Origin of the sequence: Candidatus Aalborgicola defluviihabitans (genome assembly GCF_016705985.1) — a bacterium.
GTDB classification, from domain to species: domain Bacteria; phylum Pseudomonadota; class Gammaproteobacteria; order Burkholderiales; family Burkholderiaceae_C; genus Allorhodoferax; species Allorhodoferax defluviihabitans.
In genome coordinates, this window is record NZ_JADJKN010000002.1 from 198749 (window position 1) to 224702 (window position 25954).

General features: G+C 58.0%; 18 protein-coding genes and 2 pseudogenes. 8 read left to right on the top strand and 12 right to left on the bottom strand.

Going from position 1 to position 25954, the window contains the following annotated elements:
• Positions 1–69 precede the first annotated feature (69 nt).
• Positions 70–1761: a PAS-domain containing protein gene (locus IPI80_RS01340; RefSeq protein WP_413856418.1), complete on the bottom strand. Its 1692-nt coding sequence runs from the start codon at positions 1759–1761 to the stop codon at positions 70–72.
• 109 nt (positions 1762–1870) lie between these two features.
• On the opposite strand from IPI80_RS01340, the gene IPI80_RS01345 reads away from it, so the two are divergent.
• Together IPI80_RS01345 and IPI80_RS01350 are read left to right on the top strand one after the other, a co-directional pair.
• A complete protein-coding gene (locus tag IPI80_RS01345; RefSeq protein WP_413856420.1) occupies positions 1871–3070 on the top strand; it encodes an MFS transporter in 1200 nt (399 codons plus the stop codon).
• 69 nt (positions 3071–3139) lie between these two features.
• Positions 3140–3553 carry a YidB family protein gene (locus IPI80_RS01350; protein WP_413856422.1) on the top strand — a complete coding sequence of 138 codons (414 nt, stop codon included), beginning with the start codon at positions 3140–3142 and terminating at the stop codon, positions 3551–3553.
• Positions 3554–3640: 87 nt separating this feature from the next.
• Here the strand turns inward: IPI80_RS01350 and egtD are convergent, their stop codons facing one another.
• On the bottom strand, positions 3641–4666 hold the full coding sequence (gene egtD / locus IPI80_RS01355) for an L-histidine N(alpha)-methyltransferase (RefSeq protein WP_413856424.1): 1026 nt from the start codon (positions 4664–4666) through the stop codon (positions 3641–3643).
• Complete coding sequence (egtB, locus tag IPI80_RS01360) at positions 4663–5919, bottom strand: ergothioneine biosynthesis protein EgtB (protein ID WP_413856426.1); 1257 nt, start codon at positions 5917–5919, stop codon at positions 4663–4665. The genes egtD and egtB overlap by 4 nt, the downstream gene beginning before the upstream one ends.
• A 77-nt stretch (positions 5920–5996) precedes the next feature.
• On the opposite strand from egtB, the gene IPI80_RS01365 reads away from it, so the two are divergent.
• Complete coding sequence (locus tag IPI80_RS01365; protein WP_413856428.1) at positions 5997–8912, top strand: aconitate hydratase; 2916 nt, start codon at positions 5997–5999, stop codon at positions 8910–8912.
• Between the two features lie 82 nt (positions 8913–8994).
• Here the strand turns inward: IPI80_RS01365 and IPI80_RS01370 are convergent, their stop codons facing one another.
• The 3 genes from IPI80_RS01370 to IPI80_RS01380 form a co-directional block, all read right to left on the bottom strand.
• A complete protein-coding gene (locus tag IPI80_RS01370; RefSeq protein WP_413856430.1) occupies positions 8995–10902 on the bottom strand; it encodes a diguanylate cyclase domain-containing protein in 1908 nt (635 codons plus the stop codon).
• Between the two features lie 471 nt (positions 10903–11373).
• Positions 11374–11916, bottom strand: coding sequence for a restriction endonuclease (locus tag IPI80_RS01375; RefSeq protein ID WP_413856432.1), 543 nt, complete (start codon positions 11914–11916; stop codon positions 11374–11376).
• 23 nt (positions 11917–11939) lie between these two features.
• Complete coding sequence (locus IPI80_RS01380; protein WP_413856434.1) at positions 11940–12491, bottom strand: hypothetical protein; 552 nt, start codon at positions 12489–12491, stop codon at positions 11940–11942.
• 147 nt (positions 12492–12638) lie between these two features.
• Between IPI80_RS01380 and IPI80_RS01385 the strand changes: the two genes are divergently transcribed.
• Positions 12639–13241 (top strand): phage integrase N-terminal SAM-like domain-containing protein, encoded by a 603-nt coding sequence (locus IPI80_RS01385; RefSeq protein ID WP_413856436.1) that lies wholly within the window; start codon positions 12639–12641, stop codon positions 13239–13241.
• Between the two features lie 140 nt (positions 13242–13381).
• On the opposite strand, the gene purH is transcribed toward IPI80_RS01385, so the two are convergent.
• The 3 genes from purH to dusB are packed head-to-tail and all read right to left on the bottom strand — an operon-like array spanning position 13382 to position 16329.
• A complete protein-coding gene (gene purH, locus IPI80_RS01390; protein ID WP_413856438.1) occupies positions 13382–14980 on the bottom strand; it encodes a bifunctional phosphoribosylaminoimidazolecarboxamide formyltransferase/IMP cyclohydrolase in 1599 nt (532 codons plus the stop codon).
• A 60-nt stretch (positions 14981–15040) separates the two neighbouring features.
• Positions 15041–15277, bottom strand: a complete 237-nt coding sequence (locus IPI80_RS01395) for a helix-turn-helix domain-containing protein (protein WP_413856440.1) — start codon at positions 15275–15277, stop codon at positions 15041–15043.
• Positions 15274–16329 carry a tRNA dihydrouridine synthase DusB gene (dusB, locus tag IPI80_RS01400; RefSeq protein ID WP_413856442.1) on the bottom strand — a complete coding sequence of 352 codons (1056 nt, stop codon included), beginning with the start codon at positions 16327–16329 and terminating at the stop codon, positions 15274–15276. The genes IPI80_RS01395 and dusB overlap by 4 nt, the downstream gene beginning before the upstream one ends.
• Before the next feature lie 133 nt (positions 16330–16462).
• Between dusB and IPI80_RS01405 the strand changes: the two genes are divergently transcribed.
• Complete coding sequence (locus IPI80_RS01405) at positions 16463–16936, top strand: YqaA family protein (protein ID WP_413856444.1); 474 nt, start codon at positions 16463–16465, stop codon at positions 16934–16936.
• Positions 16937–16981: 45 nt separating this feature from the next.
• On the opposite strand, the pseudogene ychF reads toward IPI80_RS01405, so the two are convergent.
• The 3 genes and pseudogenes from ychF to IPI80_RS01420 all read right to left on the bottom strand — a co-directional run bounded on the left by ychF (position 16982) and on the right by IPI80_RS01420 (position 22091).
• Positions 16982–18074 (bottom strand): annotated as a pseudogene (gene ychF, locus IPI80_RS01410) (redox-regulated ATPase YchF).
• Positions 18075–18228: 154 nt separating this feature from the next.
• The gene (locus tag IPI80_RS01415; RefSeq protein ID WP_413856446.1) at positions 18229–19017 is read right to left on the bottom strand and encodes a hypothetical protein; all 789 of its coding nucleotides are present in this window, start codon (positions 19015–19017) and stop codon (positions 18229–18231) included.
• A gap of 5 nt (positions 19018–19022) precedes the next feature.
• Positions 19023–22091: a glycosyltransferase gene (locus IPI80_RS01420; protein WP_413856448.1), complete on the bottom strand. Its 3069-nt coding sequence runs from the start codon at positions 22089–22091 to the stop codon at positions 19023–19025.
• Positions 22092–22259: 168 nt separating this feature from the next.
• On the opposite strand from IPI80_RS01420, the gene IPI80_RS01425 reads away from it, so the two are divergent.
• From IPI80_RS01425 to IPI80_RS01435, 3 genes and pseudogenes are all read left to right on the top strand, one after another.
• Positions 22260–24017, top strand: coding sequence for a 7TM diverse intracellular signaling domain-containing protein (locus IPI80_RS01425; RefSeq protein ID WP_413856450.1), 1758 nt, complete (start codon positions 22260–22262; stop codon positions 24015–24017).
• Between the two features lie 54 nt (positions 24018–24071).
• Positions 24072–25234 (top strand): annotated as a pseudogene (locus tag IPI80_RS01430) (FAD-dependent monooxygenase).
• Positions 25231–25953 (top strand): DsbC family protein, encoded by a 723-nt coding sequence (locus IPI80_RS01435; RefSeq protein ID WP_413856452.1) that lies wholly within the window; start codon positions 25231–25233, stop codon positions 25951–25953. Before IPI80_RS01430 ends, IPI80_RS01435 begins: the two are co-directional and overlap by 4 nt.
• Position 25954 lies beyond the last annotated feature (1 nt).

A 25954-nucleotide genomic window follows, 5' to 3' on the forward strand; every position in this document is an offset into this window, starting at 1 on the left:
CATCTCATGCGGAAAACAGGGCCTCAAGTATCGCACCCCGTTGACGCCAACACCGCAGCGGCGAGGCGATTATTCGGCAGCACCAGCCAGCCGGTGGCCACTCTTGCCATGTGTCTTGACCACGTACATGGCCTGGTCGGCCGCTTTTAATAGCGTCTCACGGGTAAGGCCGTGCTGTGGGTAGATCGCAATGCCGATGGACGCCCCCACCTGAACCGGCAAACCATCGAGGGCAATGGGCGCGCCGATGCTGGCAACAATCTTGTCCGCCAACGACACCACCATGCCGGTACCCGCGATATCGTGCAACAGCAGAATGAATTCATCCCCCCCCAGACGCGCCACGACATCGGTCTGGCGAACCGCATCCTGAAGCTTTTGGGCCACGCGCACCAGCAGGGCATCCCCCACATCATGGCCACAACTGTCATTGACATGCTTGAAACCATCAAGGTCCATGAACAGCACGGCAAACTCGCTGCCATTGGCCTGGGCACGCTGCAAGGCCTGCTCCAGTTGCTCATTGAGACTCAGGCGGTTGGGCAAGCCGGTTAGCGCATCTTGCAACGCCAATACACGAATGCGCTCTTCCGCCTGCTTGCGTTCGGTGATGTCGATATAGCTGGTAACAAAGCCGCCACTGGGAATCACCGTACCGGTCACTTCCAGCCATGTGCCACCCGGACGCGCCCGTTCGATGTGGTGGGCCTGAAAGTTGCGGGCGCGCGCCATGCTGGCGGCAGTCAACGTCTCCACATCGCCGGGGCCGTATTCACCGCGTTGCGCGTTGAAGCGGATCAAATCCTCAAAGTGCACATCGGGCTTTTCAAACAACTGCGCGGGCAGTTCCAGCAAGGTCTTGAATTGCGCATTGCAAGCGGCCATGCGCAGATCGGCATCGAACAAGGAAATGGCCCCGGGGAAGTTGTCAATCACGGTCTTCATCACGTCGCGCTGGCGGGTCAATTGGTCTTCTGTTTGCTTGCGCTCCGTGATATCGGTGTAGGTCGTAACAAAGCCCGATACCTCGCCACCAAACCGAAACGGGAACCCCTCAACCAGTACCGTGCGCCCGCCGGTCTGGGGGCGCTCAAACCGATGCGGCTGAAAGGCCCGGGCGCGATCCACCAGGTCTTTCACATGTTGCTGGGGGTCTCCGGGGCCATATTCACCCCGCATGGCGTTATACAAAAGGAGATTTTCAAAACTTGCATAGCGATAGACCATGTTTTGCGGCAACCCCAGAATTTCAAAGAAACGCCGGTTCCACAGGATGAGTTTCAACTCCCGGTCAATCACGCTCACCCCCTGTGGCAGAGCGTCCAGCAAGGCCTGCATCTGGGTGATGACTTCTTCCCGTTCACTCTCTATGTGCTTGCTTTGGGTGATGTCCTGAAACGTGCCTGCAATTCCCACGATGCCACCCCGTCCCGTCAACGGTGCACCACGGACCACCATATGGGCAGGCTTGGGAGTCCCGTTGGACAGGGTGATTTCGAGGTTGAAGGCCAGACGCTTGGCATGGGCTTGGTCCAGTGCAGCGAGAAGGCGCCGCCGTTCGGCCTGCGGCAGCACCTTCATCAACGAGTGGCATTTGTCGTGGCTGCCGCCCACCATACTGTGCAACAGTTCTTGCGAAGTCTCTGGCAATGCCATGGATTGCGATTGCGCGTCGTATTCCCAATAGCCGACACGCCCCACCCGCTGGATCAGCTCCAGCTGTCGCTTTTCAATGCAATCCTGGCACGGATCTTGTTGCATATAGTCTCCCAATACTGGACACGCTGGCATTATGACCGTGGCCTTGGCTGGCGTTGCCCTATTTTTCTGCAGCGTTCCCTCCAGGCACCAACTCTTTAAAATAGGGTCCATGGCTACCAACACGCTGCGACTGTTCTTTTTGGGGGACGGTGTGCAGGTGACTCGCCCCATCGTCTGGATCATTGGTTTTTTTGCTTTTTTGAACGTCTATTCCGTGCAGGCTGTGCTGCCCATGGTGATGGACGACTTCCACGCCACCGCCCTGCAGGCCGGGCTGACCGTAGGTGCCACGGTGCTGGCCGTGGGCTTGGTATCACCCTTTATGGGCATGTTGTCCGATGCGCTGGGGCGCAAGGGCGTTATCTGCACCTCGCTGTTTGCGTTGACGGTGCCCACGGCACTGATTCCCCTTTCACACGACCTCAATATGCTGATCGCGCTGCGTTTCTTGCAGGGACTGGCCGTACCAGGCATTGTGGTGGTGCTGATTGCCTATCTGTCGGAAGAAAGTCGCGCAGGCAACCTCGCGCGCATGACGTCCACCTATGTGGGTGGCACCGTCATGGGTGGTTTTTGCGGACGATTCATCACTGGCCATTTGGGCCACCTCATGGGTTGGCGCGGCGCCTTTGTGACACTGGCCGTCATGAACCTGGCCGGTGCAGTACTGGTGTGGTGGGCGTTGCCAGCGTCGCGTCATTTTGTGGCCAACCGCAACTTCAGCGGCGTGTTGCAGACGCTGCTGCGCCACCTGCGCAACCAACGCCTCATGGCCGCTTGTGCGGTGGGTTTTTGCGTGCTGTTTTCGCTGGTGGGAACCTTCACCTATGTGAACCTGCATCTGGCGAAAGCGCCCTTTAACCTGACGGCTGCCGGCCTGGCCAATGTGTTCACTGTTTACCTCGTGGGCGTATTCGTTACACCGCTGGCGGGGCGCCATATCGACCAGCTGGGTTTCATGAAATCCATGCTCGGGGCGTTATCCATCTCCGCTGCCGGCCTTGCCCTGACCTTGGCACCTTCACTGTGGTTGGTAGTGACGGGGCTGGCGGTGTGCTCCACCGGGGTGTTTTTGTGCCAGTCGGCCACTATCAGCTCGATTGCCAGGAACGTGAACGAAGGCCGCTCGTTGGCCACCGGCATCTACTACATGAGCTACTACTGTGGTGGTGCGGTCGGCACCTGGGCGGCGGGTTTGGCCTACGAGGGCTGGGGCTGGGATGGATCAGTGGTCACGATTGCGCTGGCGCAGATGCTTGCCGCCGCACTGGTGGCCGCGGTGTGGATGCGGCCCCCGTCTACCAATTGACCCTGCGGTATCGTCAGACCCACAGGCTTGTTACGATTCAGCTTATCCAACGCAACTCAGGAGCACTTTATGGGATTATTTGATTCGGTTATGGGCGCGATGAGCGGCCAACTGCAACAACATGGCGGGCTGACCCAGGTACTGGGCGGCCTGCTGGCCAATAACTCGGAACTGGGCGGGCTCAACGGCCTGACCGAAAAATTCAACCAGGCCGGCCTGGGCAACGTCATCAGTTCCTGGATTGGTAAAGGTCAGAACATGCCCATTTCTGCCGACCAGATTGCCAGTGTGCTGGGCAGCGGCACTCTGGGCAATATTGCCAGCCAGTTGGGTATGGACCCGGCCCAGGCATCACAGCAGTTGTCACATATCCTGCCCGGCCTGATTGACCACCTCACGCCCCACGGCACCGCCCCCGAGGGTGGCCTGGGGCATACGACGGACTTGATGGGCATGCTGGGTTCGTTGATGCAAGCCCGATAGAAGCACTGACAAAGAGCAGAGGTTTACTATACTTTTTATAGTATCTTACGTATGTTTCACGAGGGCTAGAGCCCGATTTTCCATAAACTAGTCCACAGAATGGGCGGGTGCGTCCAGCCACAGCAGGCAAAACTGCCGCGCCGGATCGGTCCAGACCGGGCCCGGTGTCAGCCCAGCCTGTACGGCCAACTGCTGCAGGCCATCCACGGTGAACTTGTAGGAGTTTTCGGTGTGCAAAGTCTCGCCTTCGGCAAATGTGTAGGCGTTGCCTGCCACCTGCACGGCCTGTCGGCAGGTGCTCATCAGGTGCATCTCAATGCGCTGCACAGCAGCGTTGTAAAAGGCGCTGTGGGCAAACTGGTGCAGTTGAAAGTTGGCGCCCAACTCGCGGTTGGCGCGGGCCAAAATATTGCGATTGAACTCTGCCGTTACGCCCAGCGTGTCGTTGTAGGCCGCGTGCAGCACGGCGGGACTTTTGACCAGATCGGCGCCCAGGAGCAGCGCGCCGCCGGTGAGAACCCGCGCGCACTGTCGCAAAAAACGAAATGCCTCACCAGGCTCAAAATTGCCCAAAGTTGAGCCAGGAAAAAACCCCACGCGCCGGCCCCGTGCTGGTGCCTGTTGCGCCAGCACAATCTCCTTCGTGAAGTCTGCAATGTGGGGCTGTACGTCCAGCGACGGATAGGCTTGCCGCAGGCTCTGTGCGCACACGTTCAGGTAGTCGCCAGAAATGTCGATGGGAATGTAGCGGCGCGGCTGCTCCATCGCATCCAGCAGCAGGCGCACTTTGTGCAAAGAGCCGGCGCCAAACTCCACAATTTCCGCATGAATGCCCATGTGCGCGGCCATGTCACGCGCATGCGTTTGCAAAATGCCCAGCTCGGTGCGGGTGGGGTAGTACTCCGGCAGGGTGCAAATGCGATCGAACAGGGTCGAACCTTGCTCGTCATAAAAATACTTTGGCGAAATGCTTTTCTGGCTGCGGGCCAGTCCGGCCTGCAGGTCGTTCAGAAAGCTACTGGGCGCCGCCGCGCCATCGGTATCAACCTCGTTGGCCGCAATGTCATCCAGCGGATCTGCACGATGTGCCGCAAACGCCAAATTGTCTTTCATGGTGCGTCCTTTGCCAGCCGGATGCCTGAGAACTGCCAACGCGCCCCCGGCGGAAAGAAGTTGCGGTAGGTGGTGCGGCTGTGTCCCGGCGGCGTGACCACACTGGAACCACGCAGCACTTGCTGACCCACCATGAACTTGCCGTTGTACTCGCGCACCGCACCGCTGCGGGGTTTGAAACCGGGATAGGGGTCGTACGACGAACGTGTCCACTGCCAGGCGTTGCCCAGCATCTGGGTCATTGCTGGTAACGATGCTGCCGCCTCCCATTCAAACTCGGTGGGCAGGCGGGCACCGGCCCAGTCGGCGTAGGCGGTGGCCTCGTAAAAGCTCAGGTGCGTCACCGGCGCGGCGCGGTCTAGTGCATGCACGCCGCCCAGGCCAAATTGCTGCCACTGGGCGCTGGGCGCGCGCGGATCACCGGGCGCCAGCCAGTAGGCGGGTGCGACCCAACCCTGGTTGTTGACGGCGGCCCAGCCGTCGGACAGCCAGCACTGCGGATTGCGGTAACCGCCGTCCTGAATAAAGTCCAGATACTCGCCACAGGTCACCAGCCGGTTGGCGATCTCAAACGGGTGCATCAGCACCTGGTGCTTCGGTGTCTCGTTGTCAAACGCAAAACCCGCACCCGCATGACCCACGCTGCAAAGACCACCGGCCACTGCCAGCCACTGAAGGGGTGCGGCACAGCCAGCATTCATGCCCACATCTGCCACAGGGGTTTGGTAGGTGGGCAGCAGGGGGTTACAGGACAATAGATGCAAGATGTCCGTCAACAACAGTTCCTGGTGTTGCTCTTCATGCTGCAAACCCAACTCCACCATGTCCGCCAGCGCGGGCCACTGCGCGCAATCAGCCCCTTGCAGCAGGGTCAGCATGGCGGCGTCCACATGTGCGCGGTAGGCCTGCACATCGACCAGCGGGGGACGGGTCAGCAGGCCGCGTTGGGGGCGCGGGTGGCGCGGACCCAGGGCCTCATAATAGGAATTGAAGAGGTACAGGTAACGCGGGTCAAACAGCGCATAACCAGCCTGAAAGTTTTGCAGCACCACGGCCTCAAAGAACCAGCTGGTGTGGGCCAGATGCCATTTGGTTGGGCTGGCGTCCGGCATGGACTGCACGCATTGGTCCTCGGGCGACAGTGGCGCAGACAGCGCCAGTGTGTGGGCGCGCACCGATTGGTAACGTGTGCTCAGCCAAGCACGTGGATCAGACGTTCCCTTGGTACGGGGCGTTTCAGGCAGGATTTGCATTGTTCGCAAGATTGTTACAGTTTATGCAGATGCTTGCTGGTATCAGACGCAAACCAACTATTACATAGGAGCCATTCATGAAGCACGCTTTCAGCAACACCTTCAAGCCTTTCACAACCGCCTCAGGCAAATCCGGCACGCTGGTTTCGCTACCGGCACTGGCCAAGAAGTACCCCAACGTCCACCGGTTGCCCGTATCGCTGCGCATCGTGTTGGAAAGCGTGGTGCGCCACTGCGATGGCAAGCGAGTAACGGCTGACCATGTGGCCGAATTGGCCAACTGGCAGGCGCAGGGCGTGCGCAGCGCGGAGATTCCATTTGTGGTGTCACGCGTGGTGCTGCAAGACTTTACCGGCGTGCCGCTACTGGCCGATCTGGCTGCCATGCGCAGCACTGCCCAGCGCCTGGGCAAAGACCCGAAGTGCATCGAACCGCTGGTGCCAGTGGACTTGGTGGTGGACCACTCCATCATGGTGGATTCCTATGGGCAAAAAGACTCGCTGGACATCAACATGAAGCTCGAATTCCAGCGCAACCGCGAGCGCTACGAGTTCATGAAGTGGGGCATGCAGGCGTTTGACACCTTTGGCGTGGTACCACCCGGCTTTGGCATCGTGCACCAGGTCAATTTGGAGTATCTGGCCCGCGGCGTGCACAAAACCAAGGACAAACTTTACTACCCCGATTCCCTGGTTGGTACCGACAGCCACACCACCATGATCAATGGCATCGGCGTGGTGGGCTGGGGTGTGGGCGGCATCGAGGCCGAGGCCGCCATGCTGGGCCAGCCGGTGTACTTCCTGACGCCCGACGTGGTGGGCTTTGAGCTGACCGGCCGCCTGCGAGAAGGCGTGACCGCCACCGACCTGGTGCTGACCGTGACCGAGCAACTGCGCCGTGAAAAAGTGGTGGGCAGTTTTGTGGAATTTTTTGGCGAAGGCACCCAAAGCCTGGCCGTGCCAGACCGTGCCACCATCGGCAACATGGCGCCTGAATACGGTGCCACCATGGGCTTCTTCCCGGTGGATGAGCGCACGCTGGATTACTTTAGGGGCACGGGTCGCACCAAGGCCGAGATCGACGCCTTTGAAGGCTATTTCCGCGCCCAAGGCATGTTTGGCGTGCCTGGCACCGCCGGCGCACCCAAGAGCCTGCAAGACATTGCCTACAGCCGCGTGGTGCGGCTGGACCTGGGCACGGTCACACCCAGCTTGGCCGGCCCCAAGCGCCCGCAAGACCGTATTGATCTGGGCCAAGTGGCCACGCAGTTTGCCAGCCTGTTCAGCAAGCCCGCCAGCGAAAACGGCTTCAGCCAGCCCAGCGAGCGGCTGCACACGCGCTTTGAGGTGCAGGCCGCACAGGACGGCGCGGGCGCTGTCGCACCGTTGGCGCCGCCGCTACTTGCGGGCAGTGCACGCCCCGCTGTCGAGATGGTGCAAAACCGCCCCACGCTGGAGGCCAGCAAGTCCGTCGCAGTCGCCCCGCAACACACCCACAGCGGTATCCAGGTGGGCCATGGGGACGTGCTGATTGCCGCCATCACCAGTTGCACCAACACCTCCAACCCCAGCGTATTGCTGGCGGCAGGGCTGTTGGCCAAGAAGGCGGTGGAGGCGGGGCTCAAAGTAGCGCCGCACATCAAGACCAGCCTGGCTCCGGGCTCGCGCATCGTGACCGAATACCTGACAGAGGCCGGCCTGCTGCCCTACTTGGGCAAGCTGGGCTTTACCCTGGCGGGCTACGGCTGCACCACCTGCATCGGCAACGCGGGCGATTTGACGCCCGAGCTCAACGCCGCCATCACGCAGAACGATCTGGTCTGCGCCGCCGTGCTTTCGGGCAACCGCAATTTCGAAGCGCGCATCCACCCCAACATCAAGGCGAACTTTTTGGCCAGCCCACCGTTGGTAGTGGCCTATGCCATTGCCGGCAACGTGATGCGCGACCTGATGACCGAGCCCCTGGGTAAAGGCAAGGGCGGACGTGACGTGTACCTGGGCGACATCTGGCCCAGCAGCGACGAAATCCATGCCCTGATGCGCTTTGCCATGAAGGGCAAAGCCTTCCGCGCCAATTACGCCAAGGTGGCCACCGAGCCCGGCGCGCTGTGGGAAAAAATCAAGGGCGTATCGGGCCAAGCCTACACTTGGCCGGCCAGCACCTACATTGCAGAGCCGCCATTTTTTGATGATTTCGCTATGGATTCAGGAGCTGCTCATGTAGATCCGACGAGGGCTAGCGGCCGAAATGATTCCGAACAAGTCCACGGTGCACGCATCATGGCGTTGTTTGGCGACTCCATCACCACCGACCACATCTCGCCTGCCGGTGCCATCAAAGAGAGCTCGCCGGCTGGCCTGTGGCTACAGTCCCACGGCGTGCAAAAGGCCGACTTCAACAGCTACGGCTCGCGCCGGGGTAACCACGACGTGATGGTGCGCGGCACGTTTGCCAATGTGCGCATCAAAAACCTGATGCTGGCGGTCCGCGCCGATGGCTCCCGTTTGGAGGGCGGCGTCACCCTGTACCAGGGGCCGCAAGGTGCCGGAGAACAAATATCCATCTTTGACGCAGCCAGCCGCTACATGGCCGCCAAGATTCCAACGGTGGTGTTTGCTGGCGAGGAATACGGCACCGGCTCCAGCCGCGACTGGGCTGCCAAAGGCACGCAACTGCTGGGCATCAAAGCCGTGGTGGCGCAGAGCTTTGAGCGCATCCACCGCTCCAACCTGGTGGGCATGGGCGTGTTGCCGCTGCAGTTCAAGGCCGGCGAAAGCTGGCAAAGCCTGGGCCTGACAGGCCAGGAAGTAATTGACATTGTGCCCAACGCAAACCTGACTCCACAGAGCGAGGCCCAGCTGACCATCACCCGGCCCGACGGCACAACGTCGCGGCACACCCTGCTGCTGCGCATCGACACGCCAATTGAGGTGGACTACTACCGCGCCGGGGGCATCCTGCCGTATGTGCTGCGGCAGTTGCTGGCGGCGTAGGACGCTTGCGTTACAACAACCGCATCAACAGCCGGCGGCATTGCGGAAGCGGTTCCTCGCAAATGTAGTCGCGCCCAGACTGTTACCCGGCAAAAATCCGGGTGGCGTTGCGCCCTTGCGTCTTGGCAAGGTACAGCGCTTCATCGGCGTGGTGCAGTAACGCTTCCTTGTGCATACCCTCTTCTGGTACGCCTATAGCCACACCACCGCTGATGGTCACCAACCCGTAGGATGACGGTGCGTGCACGATGCCCAGCGCTTCAACGGATTGGCGCACCACCTCAGCCAGCCGGTGGACGCCCTCTGCATCCACATCGGCAGCAACAATGACAAACTCCTCGCCGCCATAGCGCGCCGCCAGCTCGCTGGGACGCCGGGAACAGCCTCGCAGAGCATTGGCAACGGCCTGCAAACAGGCATCACCGGCCTGGTGCCCGTAGTGGTCGTTGTACTTCTTGAAGTGATCAATATCAAACAGCAAAATCGCAATGTATTCGCGGTTGCGCAATGCACGCGCCCATTCGTGGGCGAAGAACACGTCAAAGCGGCGGCGATTGGCGAGCCCTGTCAAACCGTCCGTGTTGGACAACTCCGACAGTACGCCATTGGCCTGCTCCAGCTGTGCCGTGCGCTCGGCCACCTCGAGGATCAAAGTCTCGTTGTAGTCGCGTATCAACGCATCGGCCAACATTTCCTGCGAAACGTCGATTGCGGTGCCGCGAAAACCACGCACACGACCCGTTTCGTCCCGCAGCGGCAGGCCACTGAGGCGAATCCAGCACGGACCCGACGCTTCGTCCACCAGGGTCAGTTCAACCTCCACGTTCTGAAACGCCTCGTGATTGGCCAACGCCTGCTGCAGTGCCATGCGTTGATCTGGCTCAGTTCGCTCACCCAGGATAGACAACCACGAATACCCCAACATAGGCACATCGTGATCCGCCAAGCCGCCGGATGCATTCACCAGAATGCCCTGCACATCACTTTCCCAAAGCAAGTCGTTGGATATGCTGGCAAAGTCACGGTAGCGCAGCAGCAACCGCTCACGGGCATCTACGGCCCCGCCCAGCCACAAACCCACCGCGGCGATGGCAATCATGACGAACTGGTACTGAAAGGCCTGTTCTGCCAGTCCGTTCAGCGCCATCAAAATCACCAGGCCGGAATCAAGGATCAACGCCCCCAGCAAGGCACTGCGCATTCCATACAACATGGTGACCGTCACCAACGGCAACAGCAGAAACAAAGCCATGAGCGGAAAGTGCGCTTTCAACCCCAGATACCAGGGAATACCAAACACCAACACGAGCGATGCCACCATGGCCAGCGCTGTGTTTCGATCCGCCGCTCGGATGGACAAGTGGCTGGAAGTTAAATGAAACCCGTCTCCGTGTTCGATGTAGTGCTGGATGCGCGGCCAAGCCCTTACCAACAGAATGGGAACCAGGGTAATGACGCCAACGAAGTTACCCAGCATCCAGTTTAAATAGGCATCTGGCCATTCGGACCGGGCGATGATGCCGGTGTACAAAAGGCGATAAGAGCCGGCCAGCGCCTCCAGCGCGCACATCACAAAGGCCGACCCTATCAGCAAAGCCGTCGCGCTGGCTTGCGTAAAGTCCCAGGGCACTGGCTTCCAGCGGCGCACCGGCACAATGACCATGAGGAACACCAGAAACGATGCGGCCCCGTGGTAAGCCAGTTCAAACAGCATTTCCCCCACAGTTGGGTGGGACGGCATCAATAACTGGATTAGCCAGAAGCACCCAAACGTGATCAATTCCACGATCATGCCCGGCAGACCGAACACCAGCAGACAGAAATACCGCAGTCCCATTGGCAGGAACCACAGGCTCACGCTATCCGATTGGTTGAGCAGCCCGGCCAGGTACCAGGTGGACAACCAGGTGACGATGTAGACACCGACGACAAACGAAAAACGTCGTCTGGCAGCCGGTGTGGCGAGGAAGAAATACGCGGATTTCATCATGCGGCAGCGCACGCACTGCCCCCCCCCTGTTTATTGGTCTAATGCCAATAGTATGCACCCACTATGCCCAGCGCCGCGCCGCGCCGCAGCCCTGTCACTGGAGCCGTGGACCAGCGAGAACGGGCTGTACAAGCGCTGACATGGTGCCGCGCGCATCGACAATGCGGCACACACCAATGGCGAAATCACAGCAGCCGGGGTTGCGGCTCAATGACTTGCGATTGCTATTACAAATATAGCTGCATGCGAAGATTCTGCGAGGGCTAGCGGCCTATTTGGCATTGAATTTTCTGGCATGCGACGGCCTTGTGCAGGGCAGGCGTTATTCCGCTGGCCAGCTTGGGCCCCGCCAATGGCTGGTTGCAGTGGTTCAGCGGACATTCAAGTAAGTGGCAATGCTGCGAAAGCTGGAGTAGCCCAAAGTGAAAAGAAGTCGTTCAGCCTGCTGAGGGATCGGTTTCAACGCTTGAGTTAGGGCTCAAGTTGCGGGATGCCCAGCGCTTGACGAATGTACTCGGCGCGCTCGTCGGACAGAACGGTTCTACAGTTTCCATGATGCCACCATCCCACATACGTAGAGTTGTTTGCCCACGCCGGCGGCGGAGATGTTTCACCAGCGCTCCTTGTGAACCAAGTGCTTGCTCCGGAGGCTAGCTGTACGAGCGCAATGCCGTGCGCATCCGCAAACTCTATGGCCCCTGATTGAAAAGCAGACGTAGAGAACAGCATTGCCTTTTGTGCTCCAAGCGACAATAGCTTGGCATGCAAAACTTGGACGTCCTGGCGCTCCACTTTGCGCTTGTGGTGCTTGCACTCGACTAGAACGCAAAACTCAGCGCCTAAGGCCTTGAATGTTGCAGTTACGTCAATGATGTAATCGCCGTCCGCCGCGGACAGAGCATCGAGATGCTTCGACTGGTAACTGACAAGTGACTCAGACGCGGCATCCAGGATGCCTTTTACCGCTAGCTCGAACTCTGCTGGGCTTATTTCGATTGGGTCTGCTGAGATCATGACCATGAGCCCTAACGCTCAAGCTAAGCGGCAGGCACGCCGGAGGCGGGACTGTCCGCTTGAGCGCCTTGTTGGGTGACAACGCCGCATGAAATAAGGAATGCGCGCAACTCATAGAACTGCTGAAAGCAAAGCTCAGTGACATCCGTAAGCTTGCCTTCATACTCAATGTAGTGAGTGGCGCCGATGTGTAGAGCGACCCCTTTTGAAGCTGATCGTTCTTCTTGAACTAAGCGTGGCGTTTTGCGGAGGTCAAAATTAACTGCGTCTCCCTGCGGCGGTATGTACCCGGAGTGATCAATGCCGACGTGCTTCTCATGAATGGTGATGTTGCGAATACCTTGACCGCCGAGTAGCGTCGAGTGAGCAGCCTTGTATGCCTTGATTGCCTCAACGCCTGTAAATGGTTTGGCCTGCTCAAGCGCGGAATAAAGGGAATTGAGGACGGCACCAAGCAAATACGACACTTCCAGCGCTGATGCCGAACCATGAGTGAGTGGGCGTTTCCTTTTTTCAAGAGCGTCCAGGAGCTCTAAGAAGAATCCAGCTTCTGCGAGTTTGGCAGCACTGCTCATGTTGTCAGCAAACGTAATTTAGTTTGGTCAGCCCGGTTGATACACCCGGAACGTGACGATACATCTTTTTGGAAAAAACAGCGGAACCCGCTTGCCTGTTGGCTCTTCAATCCATATACTGGATAGATAAACAGGTATAAATTTTCCATGAAACCCGGTGCGCCTCCACTACAGTCTCCCCGCTTGCTCGATCAGGTTCGCGAGCGGGTTCGGTACATGCACTATAGCTTGAAGACCGAGAAGGCTTACCTGTACTGGGTGCGATTTTTTGTCCGCTGGAGCGCAACCCAACCCGGCGGCATGCGCCACCCGCGAGAGATGGGCGTCCATGACGTTGAGGCGTTTCTGAGCATGATGGCCAACGAGCGCAAGGTCTCGGCATCCACCCACAACCAGGCGCTTAGTGCCCTGTTGTTTCTCTACCGTCACGCGTTGGACGTCGATTTGCCGTGGCTCAATGACGTTAACCGCCCTACGCAAAAGCGCCGCATTCCCAGTATGTTGACCAAAGACGAAGTGGCTGGGCTACTGGCGCACATGGACGGCCCAGCCGCGTTGATGGCCCGCCTGCTTTACGGCACCGGTATGCGGCTGATGGAATGCATGCGCCTGCGCATCAAAGATGTCGATTTTGACCGTCACGTCATCATCGTGCGTGACGCCAAGGGGGGCAAAGACCGGGTGGTGATGTTGCCCCGCTCACTGGCGACGCCGCTGCGCCAGCAGTTGTTGGCCGCACGCAACCAATAGGAGCATGATCGGCAGGCGCAGTGCACCAACTGCACTACACTTTTAATAGCGCTTACGCATATTTCACGAGGGCAGAGGCCCGATTTGGCATAAAAAAGCCACCCAAAGGTGGCCTTTATCGTGTGGCGCACAGCAACCGCTTAATGGCGGAAGTGGCGCACGCCGCTGAACACCATGGCCACGCCGCGCTCGTTGGCGGCGGCGATCACCTCGTCGTCGCGCATGGAGCCGCCGGGCTGGATGATGCAGGTGGCGCCTTGGTCCACCACCACGTCCAGGCCGTCACGGAACGGGAAGAAGGCGTCGCTGGCGACTACGGTTCCAGCCAGTGACAAGTTGGCGTGGCCGGCCTTGATGCTGGCGATGCGGGCCGAGTCCAAGCGGCTCATCTGGCCTGCACCCACGCCCATGGTCATGCCGCCTTTGCAGAAGACGATGGCGTTGGATTTGACGAACTTGGCCACGTTCCAGGCAAAGAGCAAGTCGTTCAACTCTTCTTGGGTGGGCTGCTTGGTGGTGACCACTTTCAGGTCGGCCAAGGTCAGTTCGTGGTTGTCGGAGGTCTGCAGCAAGATGCCGGAGCCAATGCGCTTCATGTCCATGGCGTTGCGGCCATTGTCCCAATCGCTCGCACCGCCCTTGGGCAGGTCGATTTGCAGAATGCGCACATTGACTTTGGACTTGAACACTTCCAGCGCCGCAGCGGTGAAGCTGGGGGCCATCAGCACTTCGACAAACTGCTTGGCAATTTGCTGCGCAGCCGCTTCGTCCAGCTCCGTATTCAGGGCAATGATGCCGCCAAAGGCCGAGGTCGGGTCGGTCTGGAAGGCCTTGGCGTAACTCTCGGCCGCATCCGCGCCCACCGCCACGCCGCAGGGGTTGGCATGTTTGACGATCACGCAAGCCGGGGTAGTAAAGCTCTTGACGCATTCCCAAGCCGCATCGGCATCGGCAATGTTGTTGTACGACAGTTCTTTGCCCTGCAACTGCTTGGCCGTGACCAGCGAGCCGGGTGCGGGGTACAGGTCGCGGTACAGCGCGGCACTTTGGTGGCTGTTTTCACCGTAGCGCAGGTCTTGCACTTTGATGAAACGGCCATTGCTTTGACCGGGAAAAAGGTCCAGCTTAGGCGCTTGGTTACCAGCAGGCACCTCATCACCCACCTGCACGGCACTCAGGTAGTCGCTGATCGCGCCGTCGTATTGGCTGACGCGGTTGAAGGCGGCCACGCTCAACGCAAACTTGGTCTTGTCGCTGACTTTGCCCTTGGCTTTCAGCTCGGCGATGACGGTGGCGTATTGCGACGCATCGGTCAACACGGCCACGTCTTTCCAGTTCTTGGCGGCGCTGCGCACCATGGCGGGGCCGCCGATGTCGATGTTCTCGATCGCGTCTTCCAGCGTGCAACCGGCCTTGGCCACAGTGGCTTCAAACGGGTACAGGTTAACCACCAGCACGTCGATGGTGTCGATTTTGTGCTCGGCCAATGCGGCCATGTGCTCGGGGAAGTCGCGGCGAGCCAGCAAGCCACCGTGCACGCGCGGGTGCAGGGTTTTGACACGGCCGTCCAGCATTTCGGGGAAGCCGGTCATCTCGGCCACTTCGGTTACGGGCAGGCCTTGTTCAGCCAGCAGTTTGGCGGTGCCGCCGGTGGACAAGAGCTTGATGCCTTGTGCGTGCAAGGCTTGCGCCAGTTCGACGATGCCGGTTTTGTCGGAGACAGAGAGAAGTGCGTTCATAAAGAGGCGGGCGAAGTTAAAAATGGGTGTGGCCACAGCGGCCGTAGGCGGATGGCCCACTTACGAAATCAGCTTGTGCTCCAGCAGTTTTTTGCGCAGGGTGTTGCGGTTCAGGCCCAGCCACTGGGCGGCTTTGGACTGGTTGTGGTCGGCCTGGGCCATCACCACTTCCAGCAAGGGTTTTTCAACCGCGCGAACCAGCATATCGTGCATGCCGTCGGGTTCAGTACCACGCAAATCCCGGAAATAGCCTTCCAGGCTGGTGCGCACGCAGTCTTCAATAATCTTCTTGCTCATGTTGCACATTCCATGGTCATGTTGTTGTGTCCTCGTTCTACGGTCGCTTGCCCCGGCACGGGAATACGATCCATTTTTTCATTCAACGTATCCAGATATTGCTCCACCGCCGCGACCTGGTCCGCGCTGGATTGCAGCGTGTTCATGTGGACGCGAAAGCCCTCGCCGCCAGGCAGGTCGCGCAGGTACCAGCCTATGTGTTTGCGTGCCGAGCGCACGCCGATGAACTCGTCATACAGGCTGTAGTGGTCATACAGGTGTTCGACGAGCAGGCGTTTGACTTCACTCACCAACGGCGGGGCCAAATGGGTGCCAGTTGCCAGGAAGTGCGCGATCTCGCGGAAAATCCAGGGTCGCCCCTGGGCCGCACGGCCGATCATGATGGCATCCGCGCCAGTGGCTTGCAACACCGCGCGGGCCTTTTCGGGGCTGGTGATGTCGCCATTGGCCACCACCGGAATGTGCACTGCGGCTTTGACTGCCGCAATGGTGTCGTATTCGGCTTCGCCCTTGTAGCCCTGCTCACGCGTGCGACCATGTACCGCCAGCATTTGCACGCCAGCGTTCTCGAATGCGCGCGCCAAGGACGCCGCATTTTTGTGCGCCTGGCACCAACCCGTGCGCATCTTCAGGGTCACCGGCACATTGTGCGGGGAACAGGCTGCCACCACCGCTTCAACAATGGACAGGGCCAGGGCTTCGTCCTGCATCAAGGCCGAGCCAGCCCACTTGTTGCACACCTTTTTTGCGGGACACCCCATATTGATGTCAATGATCTGGGCACCACGCGCAATGTTGTAGACGGCGGCCTCGGCCATCATCTGGGGTTCGGTGCCGGCAATCTGCACGGCGATGGGGCCAGGTTCACCTTCGTGGTTGGCGCGACGAGAGGTCTTCAGTGTGTCCCACAGGTCGCGTCGTGAGGTGACCATTTCGCTCACCGCATAGCCAGCGCCCAGACGCTTGCACAACTGGCGAAACGGCCGATCTGTCACCCCCGCCATGGGCGCGACAAACAGGGAATTCGCCAAAGCGAAATGGCCGATCTGCATGGGTAGCTGGTCCTGGGGTTTGGGGTGGGTGCAATACGCTGGGCTGAAGCCCGGTCTGATTCTAACTGCCCAAAATTTCAGCAATTGAAATAGCACCCGAAATTCAACCAAAACTTGCACCTACACTGCCACTATGCCCGACTGGATTCATCAACTGCTTGCCCTGCTCGCCCTGCCGCAGTACAGCCTGGGAACCGTGTTTGTGGTGTCTTTCATTTCAGCCACGCTGCTACCCTTGGGGTCAGAGCCCGTGGTGTTTGGTCTGGTCCAGCTCAACCCGAGCCTGTTTTGGCCGGTGGTTTTAGTGGCCACTGTGGGCAATACGTTGGGCGGCGCGGTGGACTGGTGGATGGGCTATGGTGCCCACCAAGCGGTAAACAAGTACCACCATTCAGCCACCCACACCAAGGCACTGGTCTGGCTTGAGAAGCTCGGCCCCAAGGCCTGTTTGCTGGCCTGGCTGCCCGGGGTGGGTGACCCGCTGTGCGCGGTGGCCGGTTGGCTCAAGCTGCCGTTCTGGCCCTGTGTGGCCTACATGGCAATTGGCAAGTTTGCCCGCTACGTGACCATGACGGTTGCAATGATCGGCATAGCTGCTATTGTTTAAATAGCTGCTTATGTATATTTGACGAGGGCAGGCGCCCGATTTTGCTCAAGAACTGAACAGGAAGTTCATGACATCGCCATCCTTGACCACGTACTCCTTGCCTTCGGCGCGCATCTTGCCCGCATCCTTGGCGCCTTGTTCACCCTTGAAGTTGATGAAGTCGTCAAACGCAATGGTCTGGGCGCGGATGTAGCCACGCTCAAAATCGGTGTGGATCACACCGGCGGCCTGTGGCGCGGTATCACCCACATGGATGGTCCAGGCACGCACTTCCTTGACACCCGCGGTGAAGTAGGTTTGCAGACCCAGCAGCGTGTAGGCGGCGCGGATCAGGCGGTTCAGGCCGGGCTCGGTCTGGCCCAGTTCTTCCAGAAACATCTGGCGGTCTTCGTCGCTCATCTCCGACATTTCCGCTTCCAGCTTGGCGCTGATGGCCACCACCGGTGCTTTTTGCGACGCCGCAAACACCTTCAGCCGATCCAGAAACGGGTTGTTCTCGAAGCCATCTTCGGCCACGTTGGCCACAAACATGGCGGGCTTGGCGGTGATCAAAAAGAACTGGTCCAGTAGCGGACGCTCTTCCTTGCTGAACTCCAGCGTACGCACCGGCTTGGCTTGATCCAATGCGGCCTGGCATTTCTCCAGAATGGCCACCAGCTTGATGGATTCCTTGTCGCCCGAGCGCGCGGTCTTGGTGACGCGGTGCAAGGCCTTCTCAACCGCGGCCAGGTCGGCCAGGCACAGCTCGGTCTGGATCACTTCAATATCGGAAATCGGGTCGACCTTGCCCGCCACGTGGATCACGTTGTCGTCTTCAAAACAGCGCACCACGTTGACGATGGCGTCGGTCTCGCGGATGTGGGCTAGAAACTTGTTGCCCAAGCCTTCGCCGGTGCTGGCGCCAGCCACCAAACCCGCAATGTCCACAAATTCCACCACAGCCGGGACCATGCGCTCGGGTTTGACGATCTCAGCCAGTTGCGCCGAGCCGCGGATCTGGGACTTCGACGATGCCCACATTGGGCTCGATGGTACAAAACGGGTAATTCTCGGCAGCAATGCCGGCCTTGGTCAGGGCGTTGAACAACGTGGATTTACCGACGTTGGGTAGGCCTACGATGCCGCACTTCAAACTCATGAAAATATCCTTAATTATCAGAAACCCATTGCGGCCAATGGAGCATTGTCGGGGAGCCCAGTCAGCGCACAGGTGAATGCAAGGCCAGTAACGGCAAGCAGGACATCACTGGTTTTTACACCGTTTTAAGGCTTGGCTAGGTCCGGGGGAGTAGCTAGGGATTGTAATGACCCCGTCGGAATCGGCCCAAATAGCCTTTGAGCCTCGACAAGAAGGTCGGCGAAGCCGGCTTTGGCTGAACCTGTCCAACGCCATAGACAAAATACTTTTCAAGGTCTGCCGATCGACCACCAATGAATGAGCAACTTCCGGCCACCGCTACATCAGGGTATTTTTCTGCCAAGTAGCGCAGCCCAGAGTGATACCGGTCTGTGATGCTGCCATGCGAGTAATGCTGGAATGTCAGTGGGAACACCATTGAAGTGATTCCCAATTTGTGCTTCGCATTGATACAAAAGTCTTCGGCGTAGAGATCAAACGTCAGTCGCTCATCAAAACGCAGCTGGGGGTTTTTATGCAAAAGCGTCGTGTGTACCAAGATACTTTGGCAATCCAGCGTCTGAACTGCCACCGGCTGTGAGACCACGTGTCCAACCTCCACAGCACGACTTCCATCTTTATTACTGCAAATATGGCGCCCATAGGGGGCAGGTGAATTGTTTTCGAAATTCAGTCCGAACGTCCCATAAACATGGGTCTTATCCAAAGTATCAACAACTGACAGCCCAGCCTTGATTTCATAGTCTTCGTGGACAAACAGCAGCCAACAATCCTCATCTAGATAGCGCGCTATCAATTCGTTGTAAATAATCGGCAATCCCCGATTGAATTGGCGGTTATCTATTGAGACCAGATCACAGCCCTTGAGAACCGGATTGAGCGAAAAGAATCTTTCATACATTGCCGGATCTATGACGACCGTGATGATCTTGAGCTTTGCCACGACATTCATCCCTTCTTGTTAAGCACATGGTCGCCGAAATGGCTGCCCAGAGTCATGGCGTGCTTCACACCACCGAGCTGTTCCACATCTTCTTCCGATGGATGCACTTGTAGCGCGCCAAAAAGTGCTTCGAAATCGCGGGGTTTCAAGAAGCTCAAATCGCCAATCTTGCGATCCCTGACAATTTGCGCAAACTCCAGAATCCCTGCCTGAATCTCGGCAGCAATAATTTGGCGCTTCGATTCATCGGCGTTCTTTCGCCCGGTCACAGATACATATGCACCATCAACCTCTTCAACCCTCACAACTCCATCTCTTGGAGACGAAGTGAGCAGTTCGATCAGATTCAAAAACTCAGCAAAACGGGATCGGTCTCCCTGGAACAGGAAGCCTGTCTTGAACTCCTCGTGCGCCACCTGATCGCCGACACCAAGATAGATTCCATGCAAATTGCGAGGGCCTTTTCCCGACTGCTTCAGTAACTTCATGAGCGCATTCTGGATACTCCCTCCCCAGCCGACGTCCGCAATGACAATATCGGTGTCTTCAAAAAAATGCATCACATCAAGGTAGCGCAATAAGGTATGCCGTTCCGCGTCCGCCTTGGACAATATCGAATCTTTGTTATCAATGACGCATTGCTGAATTTCCAACTCGCTATGGAGAAGTCCCCTGGACTCCAAATCGATCAATGCGTCTCTCAAGTCGTGCAGGTCTTCGTATCCAAACCGTTCCATCAGGTCGTTCACGCCTGCAACTCCAACTGGGGTGGTGAACAACTTGAGGGCATCCCCATCGTCAGCTGGACTGAAAGTACTCAACGCAGGCAAACTCATACAGCGACGGGAAGCTAACAAATAGACGGGTTCATAGTCAGAATGCAACAAGCGGTAGACCTGACTCATGATGTCACCGTCTCGAGCAAGAAAGAAGACCCGTGATGTGGACAGATTGGCGTTCAAGATGGTTCTGTTGACAAATTCACAGAATGCGCAGACCAGCGCTCCACCATAGAAGAAGCCAAATTGCTTCCAATATCCGGGTTTTTCCTGCAAGAAGCCCGACTTCCAGTACTTGAACATACCCAGAATAAAGGAAATCCCCAAGCTGTTTTCTTCAATCAAATAGGGGGCTTTTGAAAACAGGAAGGAATCATGACGGTAGAACTCAATGCTCTCCAGGAAAAGAAACGCATCGTATCCATGCTGGCGTGGTTGAACCCAGTCGGAAACATGATTGTCCCCAATATGAATAGTTGTACCGACAGAATCAGGAACTGAGTTTTTTAACCATGCAAACCGGCTGCCGTCGCCTTTAATCAGATCATCTTCGGACGAAACAAAGATTTCTTCGTAGATGTTGAATCCGTTTTTGGAAAGAATCTTCCCGATCGTTTCCCGGTCGAGGTACATATCCGAAACAAAGTAAATTTTCTTGCCCTTGGCGACGAGATCAGAATAAAAGGCGAGCGTTTCGGGGTGCGCTATGCAAAATTTCAACTCGGCATCTATTTCACGCTTCAGGTCAGCCCCTTTGAAGCCCCGGTATATTTCGGTCAACTTGATGTCTTTGTGCGACTTGTTCACCTCGCGCGCTTTGCGTTCTTGGTTAACCCTTTGGTTTTCAAAGTCGTTTGCCCCCGCCATACATCCAATGTATTTGAAGATATCAACCGGCTTTTCGAGCAATCGAATCACTGCGGTGTCAAACACGTCAAAAAAGAAATACGCATATTTGTCTACGTCGATGGATGCCAGCGGCAGATAGTCATTTCGCTCCACTCTCACCGCTTCGCTTGGCTGTAGTCCGTTAGTCGCCACGAGTGAATTGAAACTTAACGGACTCAGTGTGCTGGGTGTGCTGGGCGCTCTTCGGGCCAGCCGCTGCTTTATTCCAGGCCAACCCTTTTGTCGAACGAATCGATAGGCGTCTCCTACCTGATTGCCAATCGAATCACGTCGAAGAAATTGCCAGGTTAACCTGGCGAGCAATTTCACCGCACTGACTTTTCGACGCAACACCCCCATCCAGTGACCGACGTGGCGTATGGGCGCACTGAGCCTCCAACTGGTAGACGACAGCATTTCTTGAATGCTTGCGTTCAGGGTCCTGATTTGCATATCCCGAAGGGTCAACTCCCTGTCCCGCTCCGCCAAAGAAACATCAAGCACTGCAACCTTCAGACCAAGACTGGACACCTGCTGTACTTGTTCGTCCAATGACTGCTGCAATGCGGCAACGTCGTGTTGCAACTGCTCATTCTTATCAATCTGCAGACCGAATGCACTTCTGAGCTCCGCGTTTTCCCTCTCTTTTTCTTCCTGCTTTTGTTCCAAATCCAATGCCAAGCGATCCAGATTGTCAACGCTCCAAAATGGCCACCATTTTCTCCAAACTACTGACCTTCTCTGCCTTTGCAATGGGCGATGTTCCGGGTGCGCCATACCCGAATCTCCCAGAAACGAGCGATAAGCCGCAGTAACTTTTCCCGTTTTTGCAAAATCCGTAAGCTGTGAGACCTGGAGCCAAAAATCCCAGTCCTCGTACGTTTCGAGTGTGACGTCAAACCTGCACCCAGCCATCACCAGTTCACGGCTGAAAAGAACTGAATGGATGGGCAATAAATTCCCGATTAGCAACTGCGCTCCCGAAAAGTCTTGGTTATAAACTCCCAGCGTTGCGCCCGTGGCGTCTACAACGCGCGTGCCTGAGAACGCCGCCTTGAAATGGGGAGATTCGGCCAAGATGGAGGCCAATGACGCAATGTGTTCAGCGTCAATGAGATCGTCATCATCCAGAAACATCAAATACGTGCCGTGCGCCTGCTCAAGCCCCAAATTCGCCGCCGCACTCCGCCCCAACCCACCGGCGGTTCCGACAAAACGAATGGGGAATCGACCACACCACTGCCCGACATCGCTGTGTCCGTCACCCTTTGCATTCACCAAGACAACTTCTATGGAGGGGTATGTCTGCGCAGCCACAGACGTAAGGGCATCCGACAAACTGGCGCGATCCATGCTGCGGATCAAAACACTGACTAACGGACTGGCTTCAAAGATTTCGACAGACATTGAAAGTTAAAGTTCGATTCAAAAAAGTACAAGTAATCTTGACCATTCCTGGCGAAAGTTGCGGCATGGTACAGAGCATTGACTGGGGTGAATAGATCGACATCGGGCAAGCCTACAATGCCACACTACTAACCAATAAAAACCTCTAAAAACGGCGGAGACAAGTGTATGCCATCCCTGCTTGCGCGCCTGCTGCTAACGGTTTGGTGCCTGTGTGCCAGCCCGTTATGGGCTGCCAACACGGTGCCAGACAATGCGATTGTGCTGAACGACCAAACGCCCGTGCTGGAAGTCAACACCCCCATCCAGACCTGGATCGACGAGGGCTCGCACGCCAACATCGACCTAGTGGCCGGTGGCGCCGCCCACTTTACCCCCGCACCTGCACTGGGTCACTTTCCCCTTAACAAGTACAACACCCTGTGGATCAAGCTGCGCCTGGTGCGCGCGCCCAATTCGCAAGCAGCGTGGACCCTGAACCTGCCCCTGCCCTTTGTGGACATGGTGGCGCTCTACCAACTGGATTCCAACGGTCAATGGACCGTGCAGCGGGCGGGCGACACCCTGCCACATTCCGAGTGGCGCACCAAGGGCCTGTACCCCGATTTTGATCTCCAGATTAATGGTGACGCGCCACACGACGTCTACCTGCAGGTTCGCAATTTCAAGCAAGTGGGCCTGCCCATTCGCTTGGCCACTGGCCAGCAGCGCGATGGGCAGCGCCAAGTTGAATTGCTGAGCCTGGGACTGATGCTGGGTGCACTGTTGAGTCTGGCCGCCCTGTCGATCCTGCGCTACCTGGAGCACCGCAAGGCCATCGACGGCTGGGCGTCGCTGTTCGGCCTGCTGGTAGCCGTCACCATCGCCCAGATCTCCGGAGTGCTCAATGCTTTTTTATGGAGCAACGTGCCCGAACTGGGCAACTTGGCATCCAGTACGCTGCCGGTAATCGCGGTGGGCTGTGCGCTTCTGTTCATTCGCAACGTTTTCTCCCTGTTTGTGCATTACCACCGCTTCGACCGCTTCCTGTCCAGCGTGGGCTGGGGCACGATTGCGTCGGTACTGGCCTTTGCTGTCATGGACCGCTTCGTCGCGGATCGGGTTTGCGGCATGATTATGCTGTTTGCCACTGTGGTCGGGCTGATTGCCGTTTTTCTGAGCTGGCGAGGCGGCTCGATGGTGGCGCGTTGGCTGATGCTGGCTCTGGCCCCTCAATTTTTGGGCTTGATCTACATGGTGGGCGAGGCTATCGGCATGCTTCCGGTGCTGTGGGAGGTGCGCTATTGGGCCTCGTTGGGTATTGCACTGACGGTGCCCATCATGCTGTATGCCCTGAGCCATATCACCCATGACCGCAAGGAACTGGTGGTGCGCGCCAACCACCTGCCCACCCAGGATGCTCTGACCGGACTATTAACAGCTGAGGTTTTTCAAACCCATCTGGAAGAGGCTGTGCTGCGCGCCATTGAAAACCGCGAGCCGCTGGCCTTGGTTGTGGTGCGGGTTGTCAACCACGACAAGATCCGAGAAGTCTTTAGCGACACCACGGGTGAACAATGTCTGTTGCGTGCCGTAGTCAAGATTCAGCGCATCCTGCGCGACGTGGACCCTGCCGGGCGCGTGGGCACGGCGCAGTTCGGCTTGCTGATGGAGGGGGTGTCCACACGCAAGGCGCTGACCGAGCGCATGGTCAAGCTGATTGCCTCCGGTCTGATCCCCCTGCCCGGCTTGGTGCCAGAGGTCACGCTGCAGTTCCAGGCCGCCTGTGTCCTGCTGCACGAGATCCCGGTCCCGGCCGAGCGCGTACTCGACGACCTGAGTGACCTGCTGGAGAGCATGTCCCCCCACACCCGCCGTCCAATCCGCTTTCTGGAGGCGGTGCCCACCGAAGCCTCTGAGCTGCACACACAAAGTCCGTCTGACTGAGTGGCATGGGCAGGCATACCAGCACTGCTTTGCACCGGCTTTTACAATCCACTGATGACACAACCGTTTGATATCTGTATCCGGGGTGCCGGCATTGTCGGGCGCACGCTGGCCCTGCACTTGGCGGCCAAGCAGTTGCGCGTGGCTTTGGTCGCACCTGCCGACAAGCCTGTGGCAGTGTTGACGGCTCCGCTGCCCGATGTGCGGGCCTACGCCCTGAACCTGCTGTCGCGGCAATGGCTTGAAGCCGTACGCTGCTGGCCAGACACATCTGACGCCACGCCGGTTTTGTCGATGCAGGTGCAGGAAGACGACGGCGGCCAGGTCGCCTTTCATGCGTCGGAGAGCGGCTCAAACGCCTTAAACTGGATTGTTGACGTGCCGGCCCTGGAAGCCCGGCTGCAGAAGCCGTGCGCTTTCAGCCCTTTATTGAAGTGGTGGAATCCCCACAACCGGCGGCCCTCACCGTGGTTTGCGAAGGTCGCACCAGCAGCACCCGTCAAGAATGGGGGGTGGACTGGGACGTCAAACCTTATGACCAATGGGCTCTGGCCACTCGCGTACGATGCGCCCAACCCCACGCCCAAGTGGCCCGACAGTGGTTCCACCAAGGTGAGATCCTGGCTTTTTTGCCCCTAGGTGGGCCAGAAGGGAACTTGTGCGCCATTGTGTGGTCTGTATCTCCAGAACGCGCACAAACCCTGCAGGCGCTGGAGGCCGAAGAATTTTGTCAGGCGCTGCAAACCGCCAGCCACGGCGCGCTCGGCGTGCTGACACTCAGCGGAGATCGCAAGGTATGGCCACTGCAACAGGCTGTGGCCCGACGTTGGAGCGGTGTTTCGGAGCAAGGTGCCTGGGTTTTGGCGGGTGACGCCGCCCACAACATGCACCCGTTGGCTGGTCAGGGGCTGAACATGGGCCTGGCCGACGTAGCTGAGTTAGTGCGTGTGCTGGATGCACGTCCGTATTGGCGCAGCGTGGGCGACCCCAAGCTACTGCGGCAATACGAGCGCGCGCGCAAGGCCGACTTTGCGGTGATGGGTCAGGCCAACGATGCCTTGCAGCAGTTGTTCACCAACCCCCATCCCGCCCTGCAAGCCATGCGCAACTGGGGCATGAACCGTTTTGAACACAGCGGACCGATCAAACAATGGGTTGCCAGACGCGCCATGGGCGTGCTGGGCAAACCTGCAACACAAGGCAAGAAACACGCATGAAAACTCTCCTCAAATCCCTACTGCTCGCCGTCGCCGTCCTGCTGGCGCATGGCGCCACGGCCCAGGAAGCCACCATCCGCAAAGCCATTCTGGAGCGCCTGCCCCAGATCAAGTCCATTGATGAGGTCAGCAGAACGCCTATGCCCGGAGTGTATGAGCTGCGCATCAACGGTAGCGAAATCTATTACACCGACGCTCAGGGCAACTACCTGATCGAAGGCAACGTGATCGACCTTCGCGCCAAACGCAATCTGACGGAAGAACGCGTAACCAAGCTCACTGCCATCAAGTTCGATGAACTTCCCATCAAAGACGCCTTTACCATCGTGCGCGGCAACGGCAAGCGCAAACTGGCGGTCTTTGAAGACCCTAACTGCGGCTACTGCAAGCGCTTTGAGCGTGACATGCAAAAGATCGACAACGTGACGATCTACATGTTCCTCTACCCCATTCTGGGCGCAGATTCTGCCGAAAAATCCAAGGCCATCTGGTGCTCCAAAGATCCAGCCAAGGCCTGGCAGGACTGGATGGTGCGGGACCAGGCTATTCCAGCCCTGCCTGCGGGCTGCGACACCACCGCGCTAAGCCGCAACGTGGATTTGGGCCGAAACTACAAAATCACCGGCACCCCTACCCTGGTGTTTGTCGATGGCAACCGGGTACCCGGCGCCATTGATTCCAAGCAGGTCGAAAAGCTGCTGACCGATTCCAAGAGTTGAT